This window comes from Isoptericola sp. NPDC056573 (assembly GCF_042793335.1).
In the GTDB taxonomy this organism is placed as follows: domain Bacteria; phylum Actinomycetota; class Actinomycetes; order Actinomycetales; family Cellulomonadaceae; genus Isoptericola.
In genome coordinates this window covers 77,069-87,932 of sequence record NZ_JBHTUY010000013.1, presented here as the reverse complement: position 1 = coordinate 87,932, position 10,864 = coordinate 77,069, and the positions used below count along the sequence as shown (strand labels likewise).

At 74.1% G+C, this 10,864-nt stretch carries 13 protein-coding genes; 8 read left to right on the top strand and 5 right to left on the bottom strand.

Features of this window, described 5'->3' with window-relative positions:
• Nucleotides 1-72 precede the first annotated feature (72 nt).
• Entirely contained in the window at nt 73-606 is a 534-nt protein-coding gene (locus ACFQ8E_RS19325) for a DUF1992 domain-containing protein (protein WP_430552187.1), read from the bottom strand.
• Between the two features lie 77 nt (nt 607-683).
• On the opposite strand from ACFQ8E_RS19325, the gene ACFQ8E_RS19320 reads away from it, so the two are divergent.
• The 5 genes from ACFQ8E_RS19320 to ACFQ8E_RS19300 all read left to right on the top strand — a co-directional run bounded on the left by ACFQ8E_RS19320 (nt 684) and on the right by ACFQ8E_RS19300 (nt 5,213).
• Nucleotides 684-1,286 carry a TetR/AcrR family transcriptional regulator gene (locus ACFQ8E_RS19320; RefSeq protein WP_430552186.1) on the top strand — a complete coding sequence of 201 codons (603 nt, stop codon included), beginning with the start codon at nt 684-686 and terminating at the stop codon, nt 1,284-1,286.
• Nucleotides 1,287-1,454: 168 nt separating this feature from the next.
• Nucleotides 1,455-2,171: an ABC transporter ATP-binding protein gene (locus tag ACFQ8E_RS19315; protein WP_430552185.1), complete on the top strand. Its 717-nt coding sequence runs from the start codon at nt 1,455-1,457 to the stop codon at nt 2,169-2,171.
• Entirely contained in the window at nt 2,171-3,094 is a 924-nt protein-coding gene (locus tag ACFQ8E_RS19310; RefSeq protein ID WP_430552184.1) for a hypothetical protein, read from the top strand. Before ACFQ8E_RS19315 ends, ACFQ8E_RS19310 begins: the two co-directional genes overlap by 1 nt.
• Before the next feature lie 140 nt (nt 3,095-3,234).
• Nucleotides 3,235-4,557 (top strand): sensor histidine kinase, encoded by a 1,323-nt coding sequence (locus tag ACFQ8E_RS19305; RefSeq protein WP_430552183.1) that lies wholly within the window; start codon nt 3,235-3,237, stop codon nt 4,555-4,557.
• Nucleotides 4,554-5,213: a response regulator gene (locus ACFQ8E_RS19300; protein ID WP_430552182.1), complete on the top strand. Its 660-nt coding sequence runs from the start codon at nt 4,554-4,556 to the stop codon at nt 5,211-5,213. Before ACFQ8E_RS19305 ends, ACFQ8E_RS19300 begins: the two co-directional genes overlap by 4 nt.
• 9 nt (nt 5,214-5,222) lie before the next feature.
• Here the strand turns inward: ACFQ8E_RS19300 and ACFQ8E_RS19295 are convergent, their stop codons facing one another.
• Entirely contained in the window at nt 5,223-5,678 is a 456-nt protein-coding gene (locus ACFQ8E_RS19295; RefSeq protein WP_430552181.1) for a hypothetical protein, read from the bottom strand.
• A 210-nt stretch (nt 5,679-5,888) separates the two neighbouring features.
• Between ACFQ8E_RS19295 and ACFQ8E_RS19290 the strand changes: the two genes are divergently transcribed.
• Nucleotides 5,889-7,367 carry an alpha-amylase family protein gene (locus tag ACFQ8E_RS19290; RefSeq protein WP_430552180.1) on the top strand — a complete coding sequence of 493 codons (1,479 nt, stop codon included), beginning with the start codon at nt 5,889-5,891 and terminating at the stop codon, nt 7,365-7,367.
• 71 nt (nt 7,368-7,438) lie between these two features.
• Here ACFQ8E_RS19290 and ACFQ8E_RS19285 read toward each other — a convergent pair whose 3' ends face one another.
• Nucleotides 7,439-8,017, bottom strand: coding sequence for a TetR/AcrR family transcriptional regulator (locus ACFQ8E_RS19285; protein ID WP_430552179.1), 579 nt, complete (start codon nt 8,015-8,017; stop codon nt 7,439-7,441).
• 101 nt (nt 8,018-8,118) lie between these two features.
• Between ACFQ8E_RS19285 and ACFQ8E_RS19280 the strand changes: the two genes are divergently transcribed.
• Nucleotides 8,119-8,505, top strand: coding sequence for a DUF1304 domain-containing protein (locus tag ACFQ8E_RS19280; protein ID WP_430552178.1), 387 nt, complete (start codon nt 8,119-8,121; stop codon nt 8,503-8,505).
• 32 nt (nt 8,506-8,537) lie between these two features.
• Nucleotides 8,538-9,554: an NADP-dependent oxidoreductase gene (locus ACFQ8E_RS19275; RefSeq protein WP_430552177.1), complete on the top strand. Its 1,017-nt coding sequence runs from the start codon at nt 8,538-8,540 to the stop codon at nt 9,552-9,554.
• Between the two features lie 16 nt (nt 9,555-9,570).
• Here ACFQ8E_RS19275 and ACFQ8E_RS19270 read toward each other — a convergent pair whose 3' ends face one another.
• Both ACFQ8E_RS19270 and ACFQ8E_RS19265 read right to left on the bottom strand, forming a co-directional pair.
• Nucleotides 9,571-10,302 carry a class I SAM-dependent methyltransferase gene (locus ACFQ8E_RS19270; protein ID WP_430552176.1) on the bottom strand — a complete coding sequence of 244 codons (732 nt, stop codon included), beginning with the start codon at nt 10,300-10,302 and terminating at the stop codon, nt 9,571-9,573.
• Between the two features lie 72 nt (nt 10,303-10,374).
• A complete protein-coding gene (locus ACFQ8E_RS19265) occupies nt 10,375-10,860 on the bottom strand; it encodes a hypothetical protein (protein ID WP_430552175.1) in 486 nt (161 codons plus the stop codon).
• Nucleotides 10,861-10,864: the final 4 nt, after the last annotated feature.

Genomic DNA, 10,864 nt, shown 5'->3' with positions numbered 1-10,864 from the left:
CGGGTCCGCGCCGACAGGGGCAGTCGGTCCTCCACAGGGACCACCGGCGGAGGGCTTCCGTCAGCGTCCCCGTCAGCGTGCCCGGCGACGAGCCCGGCCAACCCTCCGGCGAGGACGGTCCTCCTCGGCCGCCGCCTCGGCCCGTGCCTGCGCGCGCGTCTCCGCGGCCCGGGCGGCGCGTCGCTCCGCCCAGGCGGCCACCGTCGCCTCGACGTCGCGCGGCATGGTGACCAGGGGCGGCCCGGCCGCGGGCTGGTAGCGGGCGCGCAGGACGCTCTTGTTGAACTCCTCGACCTCCTCGCGCACGTCCTCCTCGCTCCACAGCTCGTCGAGGCGCCCGTCCAGCGCGGCGTCGTCCTTGCGCAGCTGGATCGAGGGCGGCAGCACCACGAGCTTCTCGCGCCGCATGAAGGCCTTCAGCCACCAGTCCGGGTCGTGGAGGTCCTGCAGGTCGAGCGGCTTGCCGCTGCCGGGCAGGTCGTCGAACTCCCCGCGTTCGATCGCCCTGCGGATGTGCATCTCGGCGAGCAGCGCGATCGCCACCTCGTCGTCGATGGCCACCGCGTACGGGTTGAAGAACGCGGGGGGCACGCTCGGCTCGGTCATCGTCCCTCCCGTCGGCCATTGTTTTCGGTCAACTGTATTATTTCCACGGTACGACACACACGGGGAAGGGGAGCCGGTTGCCGAAGCTGGTGGACCACCAGGAACGACGCGAGGCGATCGCGCACGCGCTGTGGCGGGTCGTGGACCGGGACGGCTGGACCCGGGCGACCCTGCGCGACGTCGCCCGCGAGGCCGGGGTCTCGCTGGGGCAGCTGCAGCACTACTTCGCGTCCCGCGCGGCGATGCTGACCTTCGCGATGGAGTTCGCCGCCGAGCAGACCTCGGACCGGGTCGCCCGGGGACTGGCCGACCTCGACCGGCCGCCGCACCCCCGGGACGTGCTGCGCGTGGTGCTCACGGAGATGCTGCCCCTGCACCCCGACGCGCGTGCGTCGAGCCGCATGAGCGCCGCGTACGTCCTGGAGGCGCTGCACGACCCGGCGCTGCGCAGGCAGGCGGCCCTGGGGCTCCGCGAGGGGCGCGCACTGGTCGGGCGGCTCGTCCGCGAGGCGGCGACGCAGGGCCAGATCTCCCCGGACCGGGACCCCGACGTCGAGACCGACCTCCTCCTGGCGCTGACCGGGTTCACGCCCCTGCTCGAGCTCGACGTCATCGAGCCCCGGGCCGTGCTGGCGGCGATCGACCAGCACCTCGACCGCCTCTTCGCCGCGTCGTCGTGACCCGGACGGCGCGACGTCCGACCGGGTCCTGACCCGCGCGTCCTCCCCCGAAAGGCGCAACCCGGGTTCCCCCCTCCGCCTCAAGACCCGGCCCCCTGCCGCCGGGGAGGCTCGGGGTACCGGCGCCGGTGAGACGACGGGAGCGCCGGACGACGAGGGAGGGGACGGATGACCACCATCCGGATCGAAGGGCTGCACAAGTCCTACGGCGGCTTCGAGGCCGTGCACGACGTCGGCTTCACGGCCGAGCCGGGCCGGGTCGTGGGCCTGCTGGGCCCGAACGGCGCCGGCAAGAGCACGACGCTGCACGTGCTGCTCGGACTGGCCCGCGCGGACGCCGGCACGGCGACGTTCGACGGCCGACCGTACGCCGACCTGGAGCACCCGGCGCAGGTGGTCGGGGCCCTGCTGGACGCGGGCGGGCTGCACCCCGGGCGTACCGGCCGCGACCACCTGCGGGTGCTCGCCGCGGCGTCGCGGCTCCCCGCCCGCAGGGTCGACGAGGTGCTGGCGGCCGTCGGCATGATCCCCGCCGCGGACCGCCGTGTGCGCACCTACTCGCTGGGGATGAAGCAGCGCCTCGGCATCGCCACCGCGCTGCTCGGCCGCCCCGAGGTCCTGGTGCTCGACGAGCCCGCCAACGGCCTCGACCCCGCCGGCATGCGGTGGCTGCGCGAGCTGCTGCGCACCTTCGCCGACGACGGCGGCACGGTGCTGCTGGCCAGCCACGTGCTCGGCGAGGTGGCGCAGGTCGCGGACGACCTGGTCGTCATCGGCCAGGGCCGCGTCGTCGCCGCGGGCACGCTGGGCGAGCTCGTCACCACCGACCGGAGCCTCGAGGACGTGTACCTCGATCTCACCGCCGCCACCGAAGGAGTCCGCTGATGTCTGCCGTGTTCAGGGCCGAGCTGCTCAAGCTGCGCAGCACCCGGACGCCCTGGGTCATCGGGGTCGTCGCCCTCGCGGGCATGGCCCTGGTGCAGGTCCTCACCCTCGTGCTGCCGCGCACCCTGCGCACCCTGGAGTCGCTGGGCGGGGCGGACGCCGGGTTCCACGTCGGGCCGCAGATGTCCCCGGCGGACACGAGCGAGCTCCTGTCCGGGCTGGCCGCCGCCACCGACCTCGGGTCCGCCGCGGCCCAGCGCTCGCTGCTCGACCTCATGGGCACCGGCCCCGGCGGGTCGGCCTCCAGCGGCGTCACCGCCCTCTGCCTGCTGCTGCTCGGCGCGCTGGCGGCCACCACCGACTTCCGCACCGGCGGCATCGTGCCCACGGCGCTCGCCGTGCCGGACCGGCTGCGGATCCTCGCCGGCAAGGCGGGCGCGACGGCGACGGCGGCGCTCGCGATCGGGGTGGCGCTCGCGCTGGTCACCGCGGTCGGGCTGGTCCTCGCGGTCGCGACGACGCCCGGCGCGAGCCTGGCGATCGGGCCCGGCGAGGCGTTCGGCGTCTGGGCGCGGGGCCTCGCGGTGATGGTCCTGCTCTCGTGGCTGGGGCTGGCCGTCGGTACCCTCGTGCGGGGGCAGGTCGCGGCGATCGTCGTGGTCGTGGCGCTCGCCCTCGTGGAACCGATGATCCAGGCCGCCGCGCTCGTCCTCACCGGCGGCGCGACGGCGGCGACGTCGTGGCTGCCGATCACCCTCGGCTCCCTCGCGTCCGCAGGGCAGGGCGCCGCGCAGCTCTTCGGCGCGACGACGGACGCCGGCCCGGCGGTCGGGGTCGCCGCGGCGCTGACGGGGCTGCTCGCCTGGGCGGCCGTGCTGCTCGTCACGGCGGGAGCGGTGTTTCGTCGCCGTGACCTCGCCTGATATCAGATCGATACCCGCCTGACCAGCGGAGACGTGTCTCGCCCGGCCCCGGGACGGCGTACCGTGGGCCGGGCTCGACAGCCATCCGAGATCCATCCAGACAGCCATCCAGACAGCCATCCGACACCGACGGAGGACCCGTGCTCGACGTGCTGCGCCGGCGGCTCGACGCCCTCGGCGTCCGGACCCCCACGGGCCGCGACGCGCTGCTCGGCGGCGTGGTCGCGACGCTGTCCGTCGCGCTGCTCCTGGTGCTGCTGGAGGTCGTGTCGTCGAGCCTCGGCGAGTCGTTCGGCGCCCAGGCCTCGGTCGACGGGATGAGCACCGGTGCGCTGGTGGCGGCGTGCGTCGTCCTCGTCGGGCAGGCGATGGCGCTCACGCTGCGCCGCCGGTTCCCGATGCTGTGCCTCGCGCTGGTGCTGCTCGGGCAGCTCGCCCTGGCGCCCTTGCTGCCCCCGTACATGAACTTCCAGGCGCCGGCCACGCTGATCGCCGCCTACTCGGTGGGGGTGCACGCCCCGCGACGGCCGGCCCTCGGCGCCGCGGCGGGCGCCGCCGTCGTGCAGGTGCTGCTCGGGTACGTCCTGGGCGGCCCGGCGTCGTCGGCGGAGCTCGGCGTGCCCGTCGGCACCCAGCTGTGGGGCGGCCTGGTGTCCGCGCTGGTGGTCTACCTCGGCGCCGTCCTCGTCGGCGCGTACATCGGCACCCGGCGCGAGCTGCTGGCGCAGCTGCGGGCGCGCGTCGCCCAGGCGGAGCGGGAGCGCGAGGCGCTCGCGGCCCAGGCCGTCCTCGCGGAGCGCGGCCGCATGGCCCGTGAGCTGCACGACGTCGCGGCCCACCACCTGTCCGGGATCGTCGTGCAGGCGGCCGCCGCCGAGCGGCTCGTCACGGGCGACCCCGAGCGGGCGAAGGAGTCGCTGCGCTGGATCCGCGGGCAGGGACGGGAGACGCTCGACAACCTGCGGCTCGTCGTCGGGATCCTCCGCGACACCGGCGAGGGCGACGACGCGCCCTCCGCCCCGCAGCCGACGCTCGCGGACGTGCCCCCGCTGCTCGACCTCGCCCGCAGCACGGGTACGCGCGTCCAGGAGACGCGACGTGGCGAGCCCTACGACCTGCCGCCCACGGTGCAGCTCACGGTGTACCGGGTGCTCCAGGAGTCGCTCGCCAACGCCCGCCGGCACGCACCGGGCAGCGCCGTCGACGTCGAGACCGTGTACGACGAGGACGAGCTGGCGATCACCGTGCGCAACGGGCCCGCCGACCGGTCGGCGGCGACCGCCCCGCCGCAGGAGGCGGGCCCGGGGCACGGCGTCATCGGCATGACCGAGCGCGCGGAGCTCGTCGGCGGACGGCTCACCGCTCGGCGCACGTCCGGCGGCGGCTGGCTGGTACGGCTGGTCGTGCCGCGCCCCGCGGACGCCGAGGACCCGCGGGTGCCTGTCGGGCAGGGCGCCCGATGACGCGCGTCGTGCTCGTGGACGACCAGGCGGTGGTGCGCGCCGGGTTCACCGTGATCCTGCAGAGCGAAGGCCTCGAGGTGGTCGGGGAGGCGTCGAACGGAGCGGACGCCGTGCGCGTGGCCCGCCGCGAGCGGCCCGACGTCGTGTGCATGGACGTGCGGATGCCCGGAGGCGACGGCATCACCGCGACGCGCGAGCTCGCCGGTCCGGGCGTCACCGACCCGGTGCCCGTGCTGGTGGTGAGCACCTTCGACCTCGACGACTACGTGTTCGGTGCCCTCGAGGCCGGCGCCTCCGGCTTCCTGCTCAAGGACGCCGAGCCCGAGGTGCTCGTCGACGCCGTGCGCCGCGTCGCGGCGGGCGACGGCCTGGTGGACCAGACCCTCACGCGCCGCGTCATCGACGAGTTCGCGCGCCGCCGGGGCCCGGTCGTGGCCGACCCGCGCGCGACCGGTCTGCTCACGGCGCGCGAGCAGGAGATCGTCGCGCTGCTGTGCCGCGGGTCGTCCAACGCGGAGATCGCCGCGGCCCTGTTCCTCGAGCCCAGCACGGTGAAGTCGCACCTCAGCCGGATCATGACCAAGACGGGCGCGCGCGACCGCGTGCAGCTCGTCGTGTGGGCCTACGACTCCGGGCTGGTCGTCCCGGGCGCCTGATCTGCCCGGTCAACCGTTCCCGGCGTCCTCGATGAGCCACCCGTCGTCACCCTGCGTGAGGTAGTACGTCCAACCGAACCCGCCCTCGGGGATGGAGCCGTCCTCGGCGAAGAGTCGCCAGTCGACGTCGAACCCGGCGTTGACCTGGCCGGTGCCGACGGTCTCCAGGCCGGTGACCGTCAGGCTCGCGGCGTCGTGGCACATGGACTCCGTGGTCGTGGCGAACGACGGCGCGGTGAGGTCCTGCGCGGTGCCGCAGTCGTGCGCGTCGATCGCGTCCAGGTAGGCGCGCACGACGTCTTCGGCCGTGGCGTCCGCGGGCGGCGCCGCGACCTCGGCGGTCCGGGGGAGAGGGAGGATCTGCGCCACCCCGAACCCGACGACCACGACGACGAACGCCAGGGGTAGCCATCGTCCGACGCGACGTCGTCGTCCCACGGTGGCGGGGACGGTCTCGGCCGACATGCTCGGAGGCTAGCCGCGCACCTCACCGTGCGCTCTGCCGTCGCCCGGGTAGACAGTTCCGCAATTCTCTGCAATGTTGCTGCAAGGCGACAATGCGCACTCCCGCTTGTCGCCACCGCGGCCACCCGCCGTGCACGACACCCCGGCACCGCCGCCGGGGGAGAGCCGGCGGGCCCTCACGGGGGTCCGTCCGACCCGAAGGAGACAGCAATGACGCACGCACGCACCACGCGCTCCCGACGTCGACAGGCCGGGCGAGCGGTCGCCGCCATGGCGGCAGCAGGACTCACCGCCGCAGGCCTGGTCGCGACCGCGACCCCTGCCAGCTCCGAGCCGTCGTCGGCCGCCGAGGAGCCCGCCGCCGCGGCCGACGTCGCGCACGGGGACGTCATCCTCACCATGTTCCAGTGGACATGGACGTCCGTCGCCGAGGAGTGCGCCAGCACGATCGGCCCGGCCGGGATCGACGCCGTCCAGGTGTCGCCGCCGCAGGAGCACATCCAGGGCGCCGCATGGTGGACGTCGTACCAGCCGGTGAGCTACCGGATCGAGTCCAAGCTCGGCACGCGCGAGGAGTTCGAGGCGATGGTCGACGCCTGCGGCGAGGCCGGTGTCGGCGTCGTCGCGGACGCCGTCATCAACCACACCACCGGCGCGGACCAGGGAGCCGGGACCGGGGTGGCGGGCACGTCGTTCGCCGTCGACGACTTCCCCGGCGTCCCGTACACCGCCGCGGACTTCAGCGACTGCCGCGAGAACATCGCGAACTACGGCGACCGGGACGAGGTGCAGAACTGCCGCCTCGTCTCGCTCCAGGATCTGCGCACGGGCTCGCCCGACGTGCAGGACAAGATCGCGGGCTACCTGAACGACCTGCTCGACCTGGGCGTGCAGGGCTTCCGCATCGACGCCGCGAAGCACATGCCTGCGGAGGACCTCGCCGCCATCAAGGCGAAGCTGAGCGACCCGGACGTCTACTGGGTGCAGGAGGTCATCGGCGCGGGCGGCGAGCCGATCCAGCCGTCCGAGTACGTGGGCAGCGGCGACGTGCACGAGTTCGACTACGCCCGCCAGCTCAAGAACGCGTTCGGCGGCCAGCTGGCCGGCCTGCGGGGCGTCGCCGACGGCAAGCTGCCGTCGGACCAGGCCGGCGTCTTCGTGACCAACCACGACACCGAGCGCAACGGCGAGACGTTGACGTACAAGGACGGCGACGCCTACCGGCTCGCCACCGTGTTCATGCTCGCGTTCCCGTACGGCTCGCCGTCGCTGTACACGGGCTACACGTTCGACGACAAGGACGCCGGCGCGCCCGGTGCCACCGCGACGAGCGTGCCCGACGCCGACTGCGACGGCGGAGCCTGGAGCTGCATCCAGCGCGACCCGGCCGTCGCGGGGATGGTGAGGTTCCACCACGCCGTCCAGGGCACCGACCTCACCGACTGGTGGGACGACGGTGGCGACCGGATCGCCTTCGGCCGCGGCGACGCCGGTTTCGTCGCCCTCAACAACGGTGACGGCGAGGCGGAGCACACCTACACGACCTCGTTGCCCGCGGGCGAGTACACGAACGTCGCGGCCGGGGAGGGTGCGGCTGCGACGTACACCGTCGCCGCGGACGGGACCTTCACCGCGACCGTCCCCGCCAACAGCGCGGTCGCGCTGCTGCCGGCAGGCGCCGACGGCTGAGCTCCCCGGCACGGCGGGCGGGCGGTCGCGGCCGCCCGCCCGTCGCGCCTGCGAGGACCTGCCGGGTGCGGTCAGTGCTCGAGGACCTCGACGGCGGTGTCCAGGCAGTGCAGCGCGCTCGGCGGATCCACGCGCACCAGGGTGAACGCGCTGATGACGAGGGCCGTGCAGACGTCGGCGAGCCGGTCGACGTCGGCGTCCGCGGCGTCCGGGCGCCTCGCGACCACCCCGCGCCGGAGGGCGGCGCGCAGCTCGGCGCGGTAGTCGGCGACGGTCCGCCGCACGGCGTCGTCGGCCGCGATGGGCGAGCTGGACGTGTTGACGAGCAGGCAGCCCGAGGTCCCCTGGACCTCGTCCGCGCGGGCGAGTGCCGCGCGCAGCCCGGTGAGGTACTCGACGAGCGCGCCGGGGGCGACGTCGTCGGCCACGAGCGGGCGCAGGCGCGGCCGCACGACCTCGTCCAGGTAGCTCTGCACGGCGGCGTCGAAGAGCCCGCGCTTGGAGCCGAAGGCGTGGTAGATGCTCGACCGGTTCAGTCCCGTGGCGCGCTCCAGAGCGGGGACGGACGCCTCCGCGTAACCGTCGCGCCAGAACACCTCGCGGGCCGCCCGGACCGCCTGCTCGGTCTCGAACCCCTGCGCCCTGCCCATCGTGCCTCCAAGTTGTGCAACGCTCGTTGCAGTATATACAGTGGACCGACCGTTACAGAATCGAACCGGCCGACCGTGCCGGGCAGGCAGCAGGGGGACCGATGGTCGTCGCAGGGCTCGTCCTGGCAGGGATCGCCGCCGCGCTCCACGTGTACATCTTCTGGCTCGAGTCCCTCGCGTGGACCACGCCGCGGGCGCGCGCCACGTTCGGCACGACGGAGCAGGAGGCCGCCGCCACGCGCGAGCTGGCCTTCAACCAGGGGTTCTACAACCTGTTCCTCGCCGTCGTGACGACGGTCGGCATCGTGCTCGTCGCCGCCGGCAGCACGGGCGCCGGCGCGGCCCTCGTCCTGGCCGGCACGGGCAGCATGCTCGCGGCCGCCCTCGTCCTGTTCCTGTCGTCCCCCGGCAAGCGCGCTGCCGCCGTCAAGCAGGGCGCCGTGCCTCTGCTCGCCGTCCTCGCGCTGGTCGTCGGCCTCGCGTCCTGACCCCCCGTCACCGGAAGAAGGCACCACCCCGCATGTCCTCGATCGTCAGCACCCAGGTCCAGCTCGCCGCCCGCCCCACCGGGTGGCCGGCGCCGGACGACTTCCGCACCGTCCAGGTCACGTACGGCGACCTCGAGCCCGGTCAGGTCCGCGTCGTCAACGAGTTCGTCTCCGTCGACCCCTACATGCGCGGTCGCATGAACGACGTGAAGAGCTACACCCCGCCCTACGCGCTGGGGGAGACCATGACGGGTGGCGCGGTCGGCCGCGTCGTCGAGTCCACGTCCGACGACGTCCCCGTGGGTGCGGTCGTGCTGCACCAGCACGGCTGGCGCGACGTCGCGCAGGAGGACGCGCGCGGCTTCCGGGTCGTGCCCGAGATCCCGGGCGCGCCCCTGTCGCTGCACCTCGGCATCCTCGGCATGACGGGTCTCACGGCCTACGTCGGCCTCACCGCGATCGCGGGCATGAAGCCGGGCGACACGGTGTTCGTCTCGGGTGCCGCGGGGGCCGTCGGCACCGCCGCCGGCCAGATCGCGCGGCTGCTCGGCGCCGAGCGGGTGGTCGGGTCGGCAGGGTCGGCCGAGAAGGTCGAGCTGCTCACCTCGAAGTACGGCTACGACGCGGCCCTCGACTACAAGGACGCGCCCGTGCGAGAGCAGCTCCCCGCGCTCGTGCCGGGCGGCGTCGACGTCTTCTTCGACAACGTCGGCGGCGACCACCTCACCGCGGCCCTCGACGTCATGAACGACGGCGGACGGGTCGCGCTCTGCGGCGCCATCGCCGGCTACAACTCCACCGACCGCCTGCCCGGCCCGGACAACATGGCGAACCTCGTCACCCGCGGGCTCCGGCTCGAGGGCTTCACGCTCGGCGGGTACCTGCACCACGCGCCCGCGTTCCGCGAGCACATGGCGGGCTGGTTCGCCGACGGGAAGATCGCCTACGACGAGACCGTCGTCGACGGCATCGAGAACGCCCCGCAGGCGTTCCTCGACATGATGCGCGGCGCCAACACCGGGAAGATGGTCGTCCGCACCGCGCGCTGAGCTCGCGTCAGCCGCGTCAGCCGGGCTCGGCCGCCCGGGCGACGAAGACCCACTCCAGACCCGGGCGGTCGGGGGCGTCGCGCACCTGCTCGACGACGTAACCGGCGTCCTCGAGCGACGCCACCAGCTCGCCGTGCTCCCGGAACCGGAGCGTCGAGTCCGAGCGCAGCACGCGCCCGTCGGCCAGGACGAACGTGCCGCGGAACGTCACGAACGGCAACGAGACGTCGACCAGGTCGGTCCACGTCTCGACGACGCCGAACCCCGGCACGTCGTCGCGGCGGTGCGTGCGCTCGCGCGTCCAGCGCTCCCAGAACCGCTGGGCCGGGTCGCGGGTCTCGAACACCAGGTGCCCGCCGGGGACGAGGGCGGCGTGGGCGCCCCGCAGTGTCGCCGACCACGCGTCGTCGGTGCCGAAGACCTGCGCGACGTTGCCGGTCATCGTCGCGAGGTCCGTCTGCAGCGGCGGCAGCGTGGTGGCGTCGCCGTGCAGCCACCGCACGCGCTCGGCGCCGGGCTTGCCGCGTGCTACCTCGAGCGAGGCGCCCGCCGGGTCCACCCCGACGACCTCGAACCCCTCCGCCGCGAGCAGGCACGCCAACGTGCCCGTCCCGCAGCCGACGTCGAGCACGCGGCGCGCGCCCAGCTCGTGGGCGAGCGTCAGGTACGGGACGAGGTCGCCGCGGTCCGGGTCGAGCGGGTCGTACAGCCGGGCGAGCGTGGGGTCGGCGAAGACGGCGTCGGGCACCCATCGACCGTAGGCCGGGCCGTGCCGCGCGGTCACAGGGAATTCCGCGGGGTGCGGGACGTCCGGGACGTCTCAGCGGATCCGGGTGTGGGTCATGACCCAGTTCACCGGCTCCCAGGTACGGCCTTCGTCGAAGGAGAAGTCCTGCTCCCACCGGGGACGCGGAGAGTCTGTGTCGAGCCACCGGAACCGGGCGAGGATCGTCCTGCCCTCGTGCTCGAAGGGGCCGACGAAGGTGCCGACGCCGTCCGTGAACGTGCCCTCGACCGGGGGGTCCAGCCGACCGGGCTGGCTCGTGGATGCCCACCAGATCCGCCACACGTCACGTGACGGGTCGTACAGGCGGAGGCTGTGACCGCTGAACCGGGACCCGTCGGGCAGCGTGCCGGACGTGTCGTCGGCGTTGCCGAGGCCGTCGAGGATCGGCCCGGCGACGGCCTCGGTGTCGAACTCGGCCCAGGTGCCCGTCGTCGACCCCATGGCCAGGGGCTCGGTCCAACGGCGATGACGGACGTGCCACGCGCCGAACAGGAAGTCGAAGTCGTGCTGCGTCCCCACGGGT

Coding starts and splice junctions, on each gene's coding strand:
- ACFQ8E_RS19295 (WP_430552181.1), bottom strand. CDS start 5,678: ATGTCGGCCGAGACCGTCCCCGCCACCGTGGGACGACGACGTCGCGTC.
- ACFQ8E_RS19325 (WP_430552187.1), bottom strand. CDS start 606: ATGACCGAGCCGAGCGTGCCCCCCGCGTTCTTCAACCCGTACGCGGTG.
- ACFQ8E_RS19285 (WP_430552179.1), bottom strand. CDS start 8,017: ATGGGCAGGGCGCAGGGGTTCGAGACCGAGCAGGCGGTCCGGGCGGCC.
- ACFQ8E_RS19300 (WP_430552182.1), top strand. CDS start 4,554: ATGACGCGCGTCGTGCTCGTGGACGACCAGGCGGTGGTGCGCGCCGGG.
- ACFQ8E_RS19275 (WP_430552177.1), top strand. CDS start 8,538: ATGTCCTCGATCGTCAGCACCCAGGTCCAGCTCGCCGCCCGCCCCACC.
- ACFQ8E_RS19310 (WP_430552184.1), top strand. CDS start 2,171: ATGTCTGCCGTGTTCAGGGCCGAGCTGCTCAAGCTGCGCAGCACCCGG.
- ACFQ8E_RS19290 (WP_430552180.1), top strand. CDS start 5,889: ATGACGCACGCACGCACCACGCGCTCCCGACGTCGACAGGCCGGGCGA.
- ACFQ8E_RS19280 (WP_430552178.1), top strand. CDS start 8,119: ATGGTCGTCGCAGGGCTCGTCCTGGCAGGGATCGCCGCCGCGCTCCAC.
- ACFQ8E_RS19315 (WP_430552185.1), top strand. CDS start 1,455: ATGACCACCATCCGGATCGAAGGGCTGCACAAGTCCTACGGCGGCTTC.